Genomic DNA, 15,104 nt, shown 5'->3' with positions numbered 1-15,104 from the left:
CAAAACCAGGAGCGAAAAACGTGTTTCCCGATATCCGGCATCCCAAAGCCTACGTCAGCCTCATCCTGCTGGCCGCGATGTTCATTGCGCCCGTCGTCCTGGCCACGCCGCTGTGGACCAATCTTTTCGTGCTGCTGTTCGTGTTCTCGGCGCTGTCGGTGGCCTGGAACATCGTCGGCGGCTACGCCGGCCAGCTCTCGCTGGGCCACGCGGTGTTCTACGGCATCGGCGGCTACACCGCCACGCTGCTGACGCAGAACTGGGGCATTTCGCCCTGGATCGGCATGCTGGCCGGCGCCCTCATCTCGGCGGGCGTCGCCGTGCTGATCAGCTACCCCACCCTGCGGCTGCGCGGCCCGTTCTTCGCGCTCGCCACCATCGCCATCCTCGAAGTGGTTCGCCTGCTGGTGATCCACGAAGAAAGCTGGACCGGCGGCTCCAGCGGCATCAGCCTGCCGCTGAACATAGGCTGGAAGTGGATCGTTTTCCGCGAAAAGATCAACTACGTGATCATCGCGTTCGGCCTGTTCCTGCTGGTGCTGTGGGTGTCCTGGTACGTCCGCAAATCGCGCGTCGGCCACTACCTGATCGCCATCCGCGAACGCGAGGACGCGGCGCTGGCCGTCGGCATCCACGCGGTGCGCATGAAGATCCTGGCGGCCGTGATCTCGGCCATGCTGACCAGCATCATCGGCACCTTCCACATCACCTACCTGACCTTCGTCGATCCCAGTTCGGCGTTCTCGCTGGAGCTGTCCATCCAGATCGCCATGTTCGCCCTGATCGGCGGGCTGGGCACGGTGATTGGACCGATCGCCGGCACCTTCCTGGTGCTGCCCATCGCCGAACTGGCGCGCGGCTGGCTCAGCAGCGTGGGCAACGGCATGCACGGGCTGATCTACGGCCTGATCCTGGTGGCCGTGGTGCTGACCATCCCGCACGGCCTGGCCGGCGCCTTCGGCCCCACGGTCGAGCGCTGGCTGTCGCGCCTGCCCTACCTGGGCACGCCGCGGGCCGGGCGCAAGCTGGCCGACGAACTGCGCCTGCACGACGCCGTGCGCACCGAGCAGCCGGTGCTCAAGGCCGAGAATCTGTTCAAGAGCTTCGGCGGCCTGCGCGCCACCAACGACGTGTCGCTGACGCTGAACCGGAACGAGATCCTGGGCATGATCGGACCCAACGGCGCGGGCAAGACCACGGTGTTCAACCTGCTGTCGGGCTTTCTGGCGCCGGACAAGGGCAGCGTCTCGATGCTGGACGCCCACGGCAACTGGGTCTCCTGCAAGACGCCCGACGAGTTCGCGCACCAGGGCCTGGGCCGCACCTTCCAGATCGCCAAGCCGTTCACCGGCCTGACCGTGCTGGAGAACATCATGCTGGGCGCCTTCATCCGCACCGCCGACCGCGACGAGGCCGAGCAGATCGCGCTGAAAATCGCCGAGCAGACCGACCTGGTCAAGTACCTGGGCGCCGAGGCCCGCAGCCTGACCGTGGGCGGCATGAAGCGCCTGGAGATCGCCCGCGCGCTGGCGATCAACCCGCGCATCCTGCTGCTGGACGAAGTGATGGCGGGCCTGAACCCCACCGACATCGAGAAGTCGATCCGGATGATCCGGCGCATCCGCGATTCGGGCGTGTCGGTGCTGCTGATCGAACACATGATGCAGGCCACCATGGCGCTGTCCGACCGCATCGTGGTGCTCAACGAAGGCGCGGTGCTGGTCAGCGGCGCGCCGCAGGACGTGGTCGAGAATCCCGCAGTCATCGAAGCCTATCTGGGCAAGGAGTATCAGGATGCTTAAGGTCTCGAACCTGTCCGCCGGCTACGGCAAGAGCCAGGTGCTCAACGGCCTGAATTTCGAAGTCCGCGCCGGCGAGATCGTGACCCTGATCGGCGCCAACGGCGCCGGCAAGACCACCACGCTCAAGACCCTGTGCGGCGTGATCGCGGCCCAGGAAGGCCGGGTCGAATTCGAGGGCCGCGACCTCACCAACCACAAGCCCTACGACATCGTCGACGCCGGCATCACCATGGTGCCCGAGGGCCGCCAGCTGTTTCCGCACTTCACCGTGCGCGACAACCTGCTGATGGGCTCGTACAAGCGCGCAGCCCGCCCCATCGTGCAGCGCAAGCTGGACGAAGTGCTGGCCATCTTCCCGCGCGTCAAGGAACGCCTGGGCCAGTACGCCGGCTCCCTGTCCGGCGGCGAGCAGCAGATGGTGGCGATCGCGCGCGGCATGATGGCCGATCCCAAGCTGCTGGTGTTCGACGAGCCTTCGCTGGGCCTGTCGCCGCTGCTGGTGCAGCAGATGTTCGACATCATCCGCGACGTGACCGCGCACGGCATGACCGTGCTGCTGGTGGAACAGAACGTGTTCCGCACGCTGCGGCTGGCCGACCGCGGCTACGTGCTGGAAAACGGCGTCATCGTGCGCTCGGGCACCGGCGCCGAACTGCTCGGCGACCCGCACGTGAAAAAAGCCTATCTCGGCCACTGACTCCAGGAAACGCCATGCCTTATGGAAAGCCGCAAGCAAGCCGGCCGCGCCGCGATCCCGGCGCGCGCTTCAGCAACCAGACCGCCATCGTGACCGGCGCCGTGGGCGGCATCGGCTCGGCCATCGTCGAAGGCTTCCTGGCCGAAGGCGCTCGCGTGGGCCTGATCGACTTCAATTCGCAGGCCGGCCAGGCCTACGAAAAAGCGCTGCGCCAGCGCGGCCACGAAGTCTGTTTCGTGCATGCGGACGTGGCGCGCTACGAAGACTGCCAGGCCGCCTACGACCGTCTCGCGCGCGAGCTGGGCGCGGCGGACATCCTGGTCAACAACGTCGGGATCTCGCCCAAGACCGACGGGCGCGCGCTCAAGGTCTGGGAAATGCCGCCGCAGGAATGGGAAGCGGTGGTGGCGGTGAACTTGAACAGCGTGTTCTACATGACCCGGCTGGCCGCGCCGCACATGGTCGGGCAGCGGCGCGGGCGCGTCATCAACATGTCGTCGGTGGCCGGCAAGGCGTACTGCGACATCGTGGCCGCCCACTATGCGGCGACCAAGGCCGCGCTGATCGGACTGACCCGGCATTGGGCCGCCGAACTGGGCGAGCACCAGGTCACGGTCAACGCCCTGGCGCCCGGCCGCATCGACACCCCCTTGCTGCGCACCGTGCCCAGGGAAATCAACGACGCCGTGGCGCAGGCCACGGCGCTGCGCCGCCTGGGCACGCCGCAGGAAGTGGCCGACGCCTGCCTGTTCTTCGCCTCGGACCAGGCGCGCTTCGTCACCGGCCAGGTGCTGGACGTGGCCGGCGGATGGCTGATGACCTGAGGCCGCTCAGCCCTGCGCGCCCAGGTGGTACACCACCGTGTCGAGCCGGCTCACGCCCGCCGCCTGGAACTTGGGGTCCTTATCCAGGATGTCGCGGCGGTCGATGATCCGGGCCGGCGACACGGTCTCGAACAGCGCCTGCACCTCGCTGTCGACCACCGAGAACGGCGGCCCGGCCATCTCGTCCTGCGGATAGTCCAGCGTGATGAGCAGGCCCTGGTAGGCGGGCGACAGCTGGCCGTACACGTGGCGCACGTAATCGGCCCGCATGGTCTCGGGCAGCGCCACCAGCGCCGCGCGGTCGTAGGCGCCGACGCAATGCGACAGGATCTGCGCGTCCAGCTTGAAGATGTCGCCGCAGATGATTTCGATGTTGCCGGCGACGTAATGCTTGCCGTAGATGGACTGGTGCGTGAGCGGCTTGAGTTCGTTCTCATCGAAGAACTGCTCGACCGCCAGTTGCGACAGCTCCACGCCCAGCACCGGATTGCCCTGCGCCGCCAGCCAGATCATGTCCAGCGACTTGCCGCAAAGCGGCACCAGCACCCGGCCCTGTTTGGGCACGCCCAGGGCCGGCCAGTATTTCTGCAAAAGCGGCGTGACCCGCGATTGATGAAAGTGCGTGCGCCCTTCGCGCCACCGCTGCAGCCAGAATTCCGCTTCCATACCGAGTCTGCTCCTCCTGTGAGTCGGCGCGGACCCGGCCGGGACCGGCACACCGGGCGCCTGCGTCCCGCGCCTGCGGCCCGCGCTTATGGGTGTGGAGCATTGTAGTTCGGCGCGGCCGAATCGATGAGCTGCTGGCGCCGGTACTCGCCCTGGCGCACGTGCATCCAGCCGGGATACTCGGACGGCAGCGCGCTGACCTGGTCCAGCGCGGCCAGTTCTTCCTCGTCGAGCCGGATGCCGCAGGCGGCGAGGTTGTCGTCGAGCTGGTCCAGGCGCCTGGCGCCGATGATGACGCTGGTGACCACGCGCTGGTGCAGCAGCCAGGCCAGGGCCACCTGCGCCACGGACACGCCGCGCGCCTCGGCGATGCGCCGCAGCACGTCGATGCAGTCGTAGGCCCGCTCTCGGTCCACCGGCGGGAAATCGAACACGGCGCGGCGGCTGCCGGCCTCGGCCTGGCCGTCGCGGCCGACCTTGCCGCTGAGCAGGCCGCCGGCCAGCGGGCTCCACACCATCAGCCCCACGCCCTCGCTTTGCAGCATGGGCGCGATCTCGCGCTCCAGGTCGCGGCCCGCGATCGTGTAGTACGCCTGCAGCGACTCGAAGCGCGCCAGCCCCAGGCGCTCGGCGATGCCCAGCGCCTTCATGATCTGCCAGGCCGCCCAGTTGGATACGCCCACGTAGCGCACGTGGCCCTGCTGCACCAGATTGTCCAGCGCCCTGACGGTTTCCTCCACCGGCGTGGCCGGATCGAAGCCGTGGATCTGGTAGAGGTCGATGTGGTCGAGCTGCAGGCGCGCCAGGCTTTTCTTGACGCCGTCCATGATGTGCGCGCGCGAATTGCCGCGGGCGTTGACGCCGGCCCCGGTCTGGCCGAAGACCTTGGTGGCGATGACCACGTCGTCGCGCGCCACCTTCAGGTCGCGCAGCGCCTGGCCGGTGATGATTTCGGAGCGGCCCTCGGAATAGACGTCGGCCGTGTCGATGAAATTGACGCCGGCCTCCAGGGCCCGGCCGACCAGCCGGTTGGCGTCTTCCTGCTGCAGGCGGCCGATCTTGCTCCACAGTTCGCCCTCGCCGCCGAAGGTCATGGTTCCCAGGCACAGCTCCGAGACGAACAGGCCGGTGCTGCCGAATTTCTTGTACCGCATGGTGCGCTCCTTTCAGGACAGGGCGGACGGCTTGCCCGCCGCGACCCGGACAGTATGCGTCCGACGGCGCGCGCCGGCGCTGCTCGATACTGTCCGCTTTTTGCCTGATTCTCCGGCATGGGTCCGCGGGCCGGGCCGGCGTATCCATTCCTCCGGTTTTTTTGCCCATTTCTCCATCGCGCGCGGCAGCCATTACCGCAACGGCCAGCTTGGGCCTACACTGGCATGACCCGATTCTCTGCCTCCGCCGCCGCCCGGCGCGCTTCCGGAGCCTCCCCCATGCCGCTGACCACCGCCCTGGCCGCCGATCGCGCCGGCCTCCCGCCCGCCGTCGAATACGAGCCCGCCCGCCGCGAGCTGCTCTGCACGCTGGACCGCATGACCGGCGACCTGGAAGGCTCGCTGGACACGCCCATCGAGGGCCTGTACCTGCACCGCCTGTCGCAGCCCACCGGCGCCAAGCCCGGCTTGCAGCGCGCCGCGCTGGCCGTGATCGCCCAGGGCTCCAAGCGGCTGCTGATCGGCGACGAGAGCTACGAGTACGACCCCTTCCATTACCTGATTTCCTCGGTCGACCTGCCGGTGGTGGCCAAGGTGTCGGTGGCCAGCCCGGCCCTGCCCTATCTGGGGCTGCGCCTGGACCTGAACCCCGAGGAAATCACCGAGCTGATCAGCGACGAGAACCTGCCCGCGCTGGCGCCGGCCGAGGCGGCGCGCGCGCTCAGCGTGAACCCGCTGGGCGGTTCGCTGCTCGACGCGGTGCTGCGGCTGCTGCGCCTCCTGGACACGCCGCGCGACATTCCCATCCTGGCGCCCATGGTCAAGCGCGAGCTGCTGTACCGCCTGCTGATGAACGGCCAGGGCGTGGTGCTGCGCCAGTCGGTGCTGCAGGACAGCCAGCTCAACCGCGTGGCCAAGGCCATCCGCATCCTGCGCGACAACTTCGCGCAGCCGCTGCGAGTGGAAGAAATCGCGCGCGACGTGCACATGAGCGTGTCGTCGCTGCACCATCATTTCAAGCAGGCCACCGCCATGAGCCCGCTGCAATACCAGAAGCAGCTGCGCCTGCAGGAGGCGCGCCGGCTCATGCTGACCGACGACGCCGGGGTGGCGCTGGCGGCGCACGCCGTGGGCTACGAGAGTTCGTCCCAATTCAGCCGGGAATACAGCCGCCTGTTCGGCACGCCACCCCTGCGCGACAAGCAGCGCTGGAAGGACGAAGCCGCTTCCGCCGGCGCCTGAGCGCGCCGCACCGGGCTAGGGATAGCCCTAATTCTTGATTTGACAACGTTACCATTAGACTGCCGCCTGGCGAATGACAACGTTGTCATTCGTCCTCTTTTTTTCTTTGTTTTCCGACACTCGGCGACCGCATGAATCCCTTCCTGGACACCCTGCTCGACACCCCACTGGACGACACCTACCGCGGCGTACCGCCCGGCGAGCCGGCCGTCGCGCTGCGCGCCGTGGCCTCGCGCGGCTGGCAGCCCAGGACCGGCAACATGGCCCTGCCGGTCCTGACCATGGACGAGGCCGCCTTCGACCACAACGTCGAACGGATTTTCGGCTATGCCCGCAGCCACGGCGCGGCGCTGGCGCCGCACGCCAAGACGCCGATGTCGCCGCAGATCGTGCAGCGCCTGCTGGACGCCGGCGCCTGGGGCGCCACCGTCGCCAACCTGCAGCAGGCCGCCGTGCTGCTGCGCGCCGGCGTGCGCCGCCTGATGCTGGGCAACGAGATCGGCGGCGCCGCCAGCGGCGCCCGCCTGGGCAAGCTGCTGGTGGCCTATCCGGATGCGCGCATGCTGATGTTCGCGGATTCGGCCGCCACGGTCGCGGCGCTGGCCGCCGCCGCCGCACAGGCCGGGCGCGCGGTGGAGGTGCTGGTGGAGATCGGCGGCGGGCGCGCCGGCGCGCGCGACGATGCGGCCGTCGCCGCCATCCTCGACGCCGTCGCGACCCACGGCGACAAGCTCGCCCTGGCCGGCGTGGCCACCTATGAAGGCGCCGTCGCCACCTCGGACCCGGCCGCCACGGCGCAGAACATCGCCGCGCTGATGCAGCGCGCCGCGCGCGCCTTCAGCCAGGTGCGCGCGCTGGCGCCGCAGGCGCCGCTGGTGTTCACGGCCGGCGGCTCCGCCTTCTTCGACCACGTCGTGCAGGCCGCCGCCCCGCTGCTGGCGCAGGACGGCAACGCCCAGCTGGTGCTGCGCAGCGGCGCCATTTTCTTCCACGACCACGGCGCCTACGAACGCGCGCTCAAGGCCATGGACGCGCGCGCCGGCTTCCAGGTCGACGGCCAGGCCCGCCAGGCCGCCGCCGACTTCCGGCCGGCCCTGCGCCTGTGGGGCGAGGTCCTGTCGCGTCCCGAACCGGGGCTGGCGATCTGCGGCTTCGGCATGCGCGACGTGTCCTACGACCAGGACCTGCCCGTGCCGCTGGCGGCCTACCGCGACGGCGCGCCCCTGGCCGGCTGGGACCCCGCCGGTCGCGTCACCCGGCTCAACGACCAGCACGCCTTCCTGGCCGTCGCGCCCGACAGCGCGCTGGCGCCAGGCGACGTGATCGAGTTCGGCATCTCGCACCCCTGCACCTGTCTGGACCGCTGGCGCGTCTTCTTCGGCCTGGACGCCGACGGCCGGGTGCAATCCGCCTACCGCACGTTCTTCGGGTAAGCCATGCAGCAACTGAATTTCCAACAGATCTGGCGCTACCGCGAACAGCTCTGGCAAGGCATGCAGGTCACGCTGGAGCTGACGGCCATCGCCGTCGTCGCCGGACTGGCGATCGGCCTGGCCGGCGCCCTGCTCACGCGCCACGGCCCCCGGCCCGTCAAGCTGTTCCTGCGGGCCTATGTCGAGGTGTTCCGCAACACGCCCTCGCTGATCCAGCTTTTCGTGGTGTTCTTCGTGCTGCCCGGCCTGGGCCTGCGCATGCCGCCCTTCGTGGCCGCGGCGGTGGCGCTGAGCCTGTATTTCGGCGCCTACGCCATCGAGATCCTGCGCGCCGGGCTGGACTCGATTCCGCGCAGCCAGGTCGAGGCCGGCCACTGCCTGGGCCTGACGAGCTGGCAGGTCTACCGCCACATCGTGCTGGCGCCGGCGCTGCGCAACGTCTATCCGGCGCTGGGCACGCAACTGGTCATCCTGCTGCTGGGCACCTCGCTGGCCTCGCAGGTTTCCGCCGAAGACCTGTTCCACGCCGGCAGCTTCATCGAAAGCCGCACCTATCGCAGCTTCGAGGTCTATGCGGTGATCTGCGGCATTTACTTCACGCTGGTGCTGATCACCAAGGCCGTGCTGGCCCTGGCCGGCAGCCTGGCCTTCACCTGGCCCGTGCGCCGCTAGGAGCCTTGAGCATGCGTACGTTTTCCTGGAGCGATTTCGCCTCCCTGCTGAGCGCCCTGCAATGGACGGTGGCGCTGGTGCTGATCGCGCTGGCCATCGGCGCGCCGCTGGGCCTGGGGCTGGCGCTGCTGCGCAGCCATCGCGCCGCGCCGCTGCGCTGGCTGGCCGCCGTCCTGCAGCAACTGGTGCAGGGCGTGCCGCTGCTGGGCCTGCTGATGTTCTTCTACTTCGGCATGCCGGTATTCCTGGGCGTCGAGGTGCCGGCGCTGACCGCCGTCAGCGTGGCCTTCATCATCTACACGGCCGCCTTCCTGGGCCAGATCTGGTATGGCGGCATCCAGGCGGTCAAGCACGAACAATGGGAAGCCGCCGCCTGCCTGGGCCTGTCCAAATGGCATCAGTTCCGCCACGTGATCGCGCCGCAGGCGCTGCGCCTGTCGCTGCCGCCCACCGTGGGCTTTCTGGTGCAGCTCATCAAGGGCACCTCGCTGGCCTCGGTGGTGGGCTTCGTGGAACTGGCCCGCGCCGGGCAGATCGCCAGCGCCGCCACCTTCCAGCCCCTGCTGGTGTATTCCTGCGTCGCGTTGCTGTACTTCGCGGCGTGCCTGCCCCTGACGATGTGGGCGCGTAACCTGGAGGGCCGCATCCATGGCGCTCGTTGAAGTCTCCAATGTCCACAAACGTTTCGGCGCCAACGCGGTGCTCAACGGCGTCTCGCTAGAAGTCGACGAAGGCGAGATCGTCACCATCATCGGCCGCTCCGGCTCGGGCAAGTCCACCCTGCTGCGCTGCCTGAACGCGCTGGAGACCGTCGACGACGGCGACATCCGCATCGGCGGCGAACGCGTGCACGCCGCCATGCCCGGCCTGCGCCAGTTCCGCCAGCGCGTTGGCATCGTGTTCCAGCAGTTCAACCTGTTTCCCCACCTGAACGTGGAGCGCAACATCACGCTGGCGCCCACGCTCAACGGCAAGATCGCCAAGTCCGAGGGCCGCGCACTGGCGCTGGACGTGCTGCGCCGCGTCGGCCTGGCCGAAAAGATCGACGCCTATCCCGCCCTGCTGTCGGGCGGCCAGCAGCAGCGCGTGGCGATCGCCCGCTGCCTGGCGATGGCGCCGCAGCTGATGCTGTTCGACGAGGTCACCTCGGCGCTCGATCCCGAACTCGTGGGCGAGGTGCTGAAGGTCATGGAAGACATGGCGCGCCAGGGCATGACCATGGTGCTGGTGACCCACGAAATGGCCTTCGCCCGCAACGTCGCGTCCAAGGTCGTGTTCATGCACCAGGGCCGCGTGTGGGAACAGGGCCCGCCCGCCCGGCTCTTCGCCGATCCCCAGACCCCCGAGCTGCGTCAGTTCATCGGCACGGCCGCGCCGACCGCCCATTAAGGCATACACCACCGGAGTCATCCCATGAAACTCTTCGCCAAGCTGGCCGCCGCCGCGGCCGTCTGCCTCTCCCTGGCCGCGCCCGCCGCGGCCGCCGACAAACTGCAGGACGTGCTGGACGCGGGCAAGCTGCGCGTCGGCGTCCTGATGGACGCCGCCCCCTGGGGCTTCAAGAACGCCAAGGGCGAGGCCGACGGCCTGGACATCGACATGGCCAAGCTCATGGCCGCCGACCTGGGCGTCAAGCTCGAACTGGTGCAGCTCACCGGCGCCAGCCGCATCCCCAGCCTGCTCGCCGGCAAGGTCGACGTGCTCATCGCCGCGGCGGGCGCCACGCCCGAACGCGCCCAGCAGGTGATGTTCTCGCAGCCCTACGCGGCCGTGAACCTGGGCGTCTACGGCGGCGAAGGCCTGCCGCAGGCCAAGACGGCGGCCGACCTCAAGGGCCGCAGCATCGCCGTCGCCAAGGGCTCCACGCTGGACATCTGGCTGACCGACAACGCCCCCGAGGCCAGGCTGGTGCGCTTCGAGGACACGCCTTCGGCGGTGGCCGCCTACCTGGCCGGCCAGGCCGAGTCGTTCGCCGAGAACAGCGCCATCGCGCTCAAGGTGGCCGAGGACAATCCGGCCAAGGCGCCCCAGCTCAAGTTCCTGATCCGCCAATCGCCGGCGCATGCCGCGGTCCAGCAGGGGCAGCAGAACCTGCTGAACTGGATCAACACCTTTCTCTTCTCCAACCGCATGAACGGCAAGCTCGCGACGCTTCAGGAAAAGTGGTTCAAGGAAGCCCAGACCCTGCCGCAGATGTAATCCGGGCGCGCCCGACTACCGAGGATACGCATGATCAAACGCTACAAATCCGGCTCGCGCATGAGCCAGGCCGTGTCGTACAACGGCTTCGTGTTCATCGCCGGCCAGGTGGCCGACAACCGCCAGGGTTCGCTGGAATCCCAGACCCGCGAAGTGCTGGCCAAGATCGAGGCCCTGCTGGCCGAGGCCGGCAGCGACAAATCGCGCCTGCTGGCGGTGGACGTGTTCCTGCCGGCCATCGGCGACTTCGACGCCATGAACCGCGTCTACGACGCCTGGATCGATCCGGCCAATCCGCCCGCCCGCGCCTGCGTCGAAGCGCGGCTGGCAGATCCCGACCTGCGGGTCGAAATGACGGCCGTCGCCGCGCTGCACTGACACGCCGCGCCCCCACTCGACACTCCACTCCACTTCGCGCCGCCGCTGGCGGCGCCGCAGCTCCCTCCATGCATACCGGCCTGTTTCACGAGATCGATTTCGACGCCGACGGCAAGGCGCTCAGCTTCCTGGGCACCCCCTATTCGGTGGACCGCTCGCCCTACTACCAGATCAAGACGCCCGTCTGCCGCATCCGCAACGGCAGCGGTCCGCGGGTGCTGCTCATGGCCGGCAACCACGGCGACGAATACGAGGGCGAAGTCGCGCTCGGCCGGCTGATACGCCGCCTGTCGCCGCAGCAGATCCGCGGCGAGGTCACCATCCTGCCGCTGGCCAACCTGCCCGCGGTGATGGCTGCGCGCAGACGCTCGCCGCTGGACGACGGCAACCTCAACCGCGCCTTTCCCGGCGCGCCGGGCGGCACCCCGACCGAACGGCTGGCGCACTTCCTGGAGCACGAACTCTTTCCGCGCCATGACGTGGTGTTCGACATCCATTCCGGCGGCACCTCGATGGCCCACCTGCCCACCGCCCTGATCGAACGCCAGGACGACCCCGGGCGCATGGCCCGGGCGCTGGACCTGATGGGCTCGCTGGGCATGGCCCATGCCTTCGTGGCGGCCAACGGCCGCGAGGCCCCGACTTCGATGGCCGCAGCGGCGCGCGCCGGAGCCATCGGCATCAGCGGCGAATTCGGCGGCGGCGGCACGCTGACGCCGGCCAGCCTGGCCGCCACCCAGCGCGCCATCGACAACCTGCTGCAGAAGCTGGGCGTGACCGACGCGCCGGTGCTCGGCCCCCACGCGCCCGCCGCCCCCGGCATGCAGCTGCTGGAGCTCGACAGCCACGAGCAGAATATTTTCGCCACCCGCCGGGGCTGGTTCGAACCGGCCGTGGACATCGGCGCCCATGTGCGCGCCGGCGACGTCGCCGGCTACTACCACGACTTCAACCGGCTCGACGCCGACGAGCAGGTGCTGCGCTTCCGGGCCTCGGGCATCGTCATCTCCAGGCGGCTGCATACCGACTGCGAGTCGGGCGACAGCCTGATCCAGGTCGCGCGTCCGATCGCCCGGGCTGATATCCTGACGGATGCCGCCTGATTCAGGAACCCGCCATAGACACCGCATGACCCAACGGCCCGCGTCCCTCTCCGCTCCCACCTACGACGACGTGCTGCGCGTGCAGCCCCACGGCCGCGCCGCGCCGGCGCGCCCGGCCCTGCCCGCCAGACCGCCGCGGATCGAAGAGGTGGCCAGGCTGGCCGGCGTCTCGCCCATCACCGTATCGCGCGCGCTGCGCCAGCCGGACAAGGTCGCCAAGGAAAAGCGCGAGCGTATCCTGGAAGTTGTCGCGCAGACCGGCTATGCGTCCAACCCGCACGCCCGCGCCCTGCGCTCCGGCCAGTCCAGCGTGGTGGCCGCCTTCGTCTCCAACATCCTGAGCCAGCAGTTCGCGCTGGCGGTGCAGGGCTGCGCCGAAGTGCTCGAACCCCAGGGCTACCAGCTCATGGTGGGGCAGACCTCGTACTCCTACGCCAAGGAAACCAGCATGATCGCGTCGCTGCGTGCCCTGCGCCCGGCCGCGGTGCTGTTCACCGGCGTGATCGAGCTGGAAGAAAACCGCCAGTCGCTGCACGAGCTGGGCATTCCCATCATGGAAACCTGGGCCTATCCGCGCGATCCCATAGACATGCTGGTGGGCTTCTCCAACTACGACGGCGGCGTAATGGCGGCGCGCCACCTGGCCGAACGCGGCCACCGCCGGGTCGCCTTCGTCGCGCGCCAGGGCGGTCGCGGCGAACTGCGCCGCCAGGGCTTTCGCGCCGCGGCCGCCGAGTGCGGCCTGGAAGTCGTGGCCGAGCTGGCCGTGGACCATGCCCAGACCATCGCCGACGGGCGGGCCGCGTTCGCGCGCCTGGCCGCGCAGGGCCAGCCGTTCGACGCCGTGTTCTGCGCCAACGACCTGCTGGCGGTGGGCGCGCTGTTCGAAGCGCGCGACCGCGGCCTCGCCATTCCGGGCGAGATCGCCATTCTCGGCTTCGGCGACACCGACATCGCCGGCGAGATCGAGCCCGGCCTCACCACCATCGGCGTGGACAGCCGCCGGCTCGGCGTGCGCGCCGGCGAATTGCTGCTGCAGCGCCTGAACGGCCAGATGCCGGCCTCGCGCCAGGAAGTCTTTCCGCTGACGCTCAACGTGCGCGCCAGCACCTAGCCCCGGCGCATCCCGCATCGCGGAACCGGGGCGCCTATGCGTCACGCCCGCCGCCGTTATATGCTCGACCCGACGTCCTATTCTCAGAACGATCGGGAGCCTGCATGCATGATCTGAATGACCTTTTCTATTTCGTGCAGGTCGTCAAGAACGGCGGGTTCGCCCCGGCCGGCCGCGCGCTGAACATCCCCAAGTCCCGCCTCAGCCGCCGCATCGCCCTGCTGGAAGACCGACTGGGGGTGCGTCTCATACAGCGTTCCACGCGCAGCTTCGCCGTCACGGACCTGGGTCAGGAATACTTCGAGCAATGCCTGTCCATGCTGGCGGGCGCCGAGGCCGCCCAGGAGGTCATCGACCGCACCCGCGCCGAGCCGCAGGGCACCATCCGCATGGCGGCGCCGCCCGCGCTGATCTACTACTTCCTCGGCGATCTGGTCGCCCGCTTCATGGTGCAGTGCCCCAAGGTCCATGTGTACCTGAAGAGCTTCAGCCGCCCCGTGGACGTGCTGCGCGAAGGCTTCGACATCGCCGTGCGAGTGCGCTTCGGCCCCATCGAAAGCAGCGACCTGGTCATGAAGCCGCTGGGCATGAGCTGCCAGAGCCTGGTGGCCAGCCCCGAGCTGGCCCGCCGCATCAATCTGCCGGCCGACCCTCATAGCCTGAACCAATACCCCACGCTGGCGCTGGGCACCGAGCAGCGCGAATCGCACTGGCATCTGGACGGCCCCGACGGCGCGCGCCTGGTCGTGCCGTTCAGCCCGCGCCTGGTGACCGACGACATGCTGGCCCTGAAGCGGGCGGCGCTGCGCGGCGTGGGCATCGTGTCCCTGCCGCTATTGATGATCTGCGAAGAGATCGAAGCCGGCACGCTGGTGGACGTGGGCGCGCCCTGGCAACCGGAACCGGGCAGCGTCCACGCCATCTTCCCATCGCGCCGCGGCCTGCTGCCCGGCGTGCGGGACCTGCTGGATTTCATGAGCGCCGAATACCAGGAAGTGGTCAGGCGGGAACACAGCGCGAGGCAACTGCGCGACGGGCCCGCCGCGAAGTCATCCGGACGCATATCGTCCGATGAGTGAAACGCAGAAACTCAAATTCACGCCTTCCGGACAGCCCGCGTTGCCCCTAGGATAGTTAACTCCGCCTTCCACTTCCCCTAGGAGCATGCCATGACCAAACCCTATGTGAAACTCGACAAGTCCCAGGCCGCCGTGCTGCTGGTGGACCACCAGGTGGGCCTGCTGTCGCTGGTCCGGGACTTCCAGCCCGACCAGTTCAAGAACAACGTCCTGGCGCTGGCCGACCTGGCCGAATACTTCAAGCTGCCCACCATCCTGACCACCAGTTTCGAAGATGGCCCCAACGGCCCGCTGGTGCAGGAATTGAAGGACCAGTTCCCGAAGGCCCCCTACATCGCCCGTCCGGGCAACATCAACGCCTGGGACAACGAAGACTTCGTCAAGGCCGTCAAGGACACCGGCAGGAAACAACTGATCATCGCCGGCGTGGTCACCGAGGTCTGCGTCGCCTTCCCCGCGCTGTCGGCGCTGGAAGAAGGCTTCGACGTGTTCGTGGTGACCGACGCCTCGGGCACCTTCAACGAAGTGACGCGCGACGCGGCATGGCGCCGCATGGAAGCGGCCGGCGCGCAGATGATGAGCTGGTTCGGCGTCGCCTGCGAACTGCACCGCGACTGGCGCAACGACATCGAGGGGCTGGGCCGCCTGTTCTCGAACCACATCCCCGACTACCGCAACCTGATGGCGGCCTATTCCACCGTCAAGGGCAGCAAATAAGGCGGCGCTACGGCGTATATAGGG

At 68.7% G+C, this 15,104-nt stretch carries 16 protein-coding genes; 14 read left to right on the top strand and 2 right to left on the bottom strand.

Translation table 11 applies throughout. The annotated features are described in order from the left end of the window. Window positions 1-20: 20 nt before the first annotated feature. The 3 genes from AC1M14_RS06870 to AC1M14_RS06860 are packed head-to-tail and all read left to right on the top strand — an operon-like array spanning window position 21 to window position 3,323. Complete coding sequence (locus AC1M14_RS06870) at window positions 21-1,802, top strand: branched-chain amino acid ABC transporter ATP-binding protein/permease (RefSeq protein ID WP_102776245.1); 1,782 nt, start codon at window positions 21-23, stop codon at window positions 1,800-1,802. Next, a complete protein-coding gene (locus AC1M14_RS06865) occupies window positions 1,795-2,499 on the top strand; it encodes an ABC transporter ATP-binding protein (protein ID WP_102776246.1) in 705 nt (234 codons plus the stop codon). The genes AC1M14_RS06870 and AC1M14_RS06865 overlap by 8 nt, the downstream gene beginning before the upstream one ends. A 14-nt stretch (window positions 2,500-2,513) precedes the next feature. Beyond that, window positions 2,514-3,323, top strand: a complete 810-nt coding sequence (locus AC1M14_RS06860; RefSeq protein WP_209165768.1) for an SDR family oxidoreductase — start codon at window positions 2,514-2,516, stop codon at window positions 3,321-3,323. 6 nt (window positions 3,324-3,329) lie between these two features. On the opposite strand, the gene AC1M14_RS06855 is transcribed toward AC1M14_RS06860, so the two are convergent. Further along, window positions 3,330-3,989, bottom strand: coding sequence for a thiopurine S-methyltransferase (locus AC1M14_RS06855; protein WP_479731256.1), 660 nt, complete (start codon window positions 3,987-3,989; stop codon window positions 3,330-3,332). Window positions 3,990-4,075: 86 nt separating this feature from the next. Next, window positions 4,076-5,143, bottom strand: a complete 1,068-nt coding sequence (locus tag AC1M14_RS06850) for an aldo/keto reductase (RefSeq protein ID WP_479731255.1) — start codon at window positions 5,141-5,143, stop codon at window positions 4,076-4,078. A 279-nt stretch (window positions 5,144-5,422) separates the two neighbouring features. On the opposite strand from AC1M14_RS06850, the gene AC1M14_RS06845 reads away from it, so the two are divergent. The 11 genes from AC1M14_RS06845 (at window position 5,423) to ycaC (ending at window position 15,080) form a co-directional block, all read left to right on the top strand. Continuing rightward, the gene (locus AC1M14_RS06845; RefSeq protein ID WP_209165770.1) at window positions 5,423-6,385 is read left to right on the top strand and encodes an AraC family transcriptional regulator; all 963 of its coding nucleotides are present in this window, start codon (window positions 5,423-5,425) and stop codon (window positions 6,383-6,385) included. A gap of 131 nt (window positions 6,386-6,516) precedes the next feature. Then, the gene (locus AC1M14_RS06840) at window positions 6,517-7,818 is read left to right on the top strand and encodes an alanine racemase (protein WP_479731254.1); all 1,302 of its coding nucleotides are present in this window, start codon (window positions 6,517-6,519) and stop codon (window positions 7,816-7,818) included. 3 nt (window positions 7,819-7,821) lie between these two features. Next, entirely contained in the window at window positions 7,822-8,490 is a 669-nt protein-coding gene (locus tag AC1M14_RS06835) for an amino acid ABC transporter permease (RefSeq protein WP_102776252.1), read from the top strand. Between the two features lie 11 nt (window positions 8,491-8,501). After that, the gene (locus AC1M14_RS06830) at window positions 8,502-9,152 is read left to right on the top strand and encodes an amino acid ABC transporter permease (RefSeq protein ID WP_102776253.1); all 651 of its coding nucleotides are present in this window, start codon (window positions 8,502-8,504) and stop codon (window positions 9,150-9,152) included. After that, a complete protein-coding gene (locus tag AC1M14_RS06825) occupies window positions 9,139-9,879 on the top strand; it encodes an amino acid ABC transporter ATP-binding protein (protein WP_102776254.1) in 741 nt (246 codons plus the stop codon). The genes AC1M14_RS06830 and AC1M14_RS06825 overlap by 14 nt, the downstream gene beginning before the upstream one ends. Window positions 9,880-9,903: 24 nt before the next feature. After that, window positions 9,904-10,689, top strand: coding sequence for a transporter substrate-binding domain-containing protein (locus AC1M14_RS06820; RefSeq protein WP_102776255.1), 786 nt, complete (start codon window positions 9,904-9,906; stop codon window positions 10,687-10,689). 30 nt (window positions 10,690-10,719) lie between these two features. After that, window positions 10,720-11,067 carry a RidA family protein gene (locus AC1M14_RS06815; protein WP_209165773.1) on the top strand — a complete coding sequence of 116 codons (348 nt, stop codon included), beginning with the start codon at window positions 10,720-10,722 and terminating at the stop codon, window positions 11,065-11,067. 68 nt (window positions 11,068-11,135) lie between these two features. Then, complete coding sequence (locus AC1M14_RS06810; RefSeq protein WP_102776257.1) at window positions 11,136-12,170, top strand: M14 family metallopeptidase; 1,035 nt, start codon at window positions 11,136-11,138, stop codon at window positions 12,168-12,170. 25 nt (window positions 12,171-12,195) lie between these two features. Continuing rightward, on the top strand, window positions 12,196-13,284 hold the full coding sequence (locus AC1M14_RS06805) for a LacI family DNA-binding transcriptional regulator (RefSeq protein WP_479731253.1): 1,089 nt from the start codon (window positions 12,196-12,198) through the stop codon (window positions 13,282-13,284). A 104-nt stretch (window positions 13,285-13,388) separates the two neighbouring features. Beyond that, window positions 13,389-14,363 (top strand): LysR substrate-binding domain-containing protein, encoded by a 975-nt coding sequence (locus tag AC1M14_RS06800; protein WP_209165775.1) that lies wholly within the window; start codon window positions 13,389-13,391, stop codon window positions 14,361-14,363. 90 nt (window positions 14,364-14,453) lie between these two features. Then, window positions 14,454-15,080 (top strand): isochorismate family cysteine hydrolase YcaC, encoded by a 627-nt coding sequence (gene ycaC / locus AC1M14_RS06795; protein WP_102776260.1) that lies wholly within the window; start codon window positions 14,454-14,456, stop codon window positions 15,078-15,080. Window positions 15,081-15,104: the final 24 nt, after the last annotated feature.

Source organism: Achromobacter sp. SX5 (assembly GCF_056711425.1).
This window is presented reverse-complemented; position numbering and strand designations above follow the sequence as displayed.

Bases quoted from the DNA above. Each gene is read 5' to 3' on its own strand.
- AC1M14_RS06865 (WP_102776246.1), top strand. From the start codon at position 1,795: ATGCTTAAGGTCTCGAACCTGTCCGCCGGCTACGGCAAGAGCCAGGTG.
- AC1M14_RS06860 (WP_209165768.1), top strand. From the start codon at position 2,514: ATGCCTTATGGAAAGCCGCAAGCAAGCCGGCCGCGCCGCGATCCCGGC.
- AC1M14_RS06855 (WP_479731256.1), bottom strand. From the start codon at position 3,989: ATGGAAGCGGAATTCTGGCTGCAGCGGTGGCGCGAAGGGCGCACGCAC.
- AC1M14_RS06850 (WP_479731255.1), bottom strand. From the start codon at position 5,143: ATGCGGTACAAGAAATTCGGCAGCACCGGCCTGTTCGTCTCGGAGCTG.
- AC1M14_RS06845 (WP_209165770.1), top strand. From the start codon at position 5,423: ATGCCGCTGACCACCGCCCTGGCCGCCGATCGCGCCGGCCTCCCGCCC.
- AC1M14_RS06840 (WP_479731254.1), top strand. From the start codon at position 6,517: ATGAATCCCTTCCTGGACACCCTGCTCGACACCCCACTGGACGACACC.
- AC1M14_RS06835 (WP_102776252.1), top strand. From the start codon at position 7,822: ATGCAGCAACTGAATTTCCAACAGATCTGGCGCTACCGCGAACAGCTC.
- AC1M14_RS06830 (WP_102776253.1), top strand. From the start codon at position 8,502: ATGCGTACGTTTTCCTGGAGCGATTTCGCCTCCCTGCTGAGCGCCCTG.
- AC1M14_RS06825 (WP_102776254.1), top strand. From the start codon at position 9,139: ATGGCGCTCGTTGAAGTCTCCAATGTCCACAAACGTTTCGGCGCCAAC.
- AC1M14_RS06820 (WP_102776255.1), top strand. From the start codon at position 9,904: ATGAAACTCTTCGCCAAGCTGGCCGCCGCCGCGGCCGTCTGCCTCTCC.
- AC1M14_RS06815 (WP_209165773.1), top strand. From the start codon at position 10,720: ATGATCAAACGCTACAAATCCGGCTCGCGCATGAGCCAGGCCGTGTCG.
- AC1M14_RS06810 (WP_102776257.1), top strand. From the start codon at position 11,136: ATGCATACCGGCCTGTTTCACGAGATCGATTTCGACGCCGACGGCAAG.
- AC1M14_RS06805 (WP_479731253.1), top strand. From the start codon at position 12,196: ATGACCCAACGGCCCGCGTCCCTCTCCGCTCCCACCTACGACGACGTG.
- AC1M14_RS06800 (WP_209165775.1), top strand. From the start codon at position 13,389: ATGCATGATCTGAATGACCTTTTCTATTTCGTGCAGGTCGTCAAGAAC.
- ycaC (WP_102776260.1), top strand. From the start codon at position 14,454: ATGACCAAACCCTATGTGAAACTCGACAAGTCCCAGGCCGCCGTGCTG.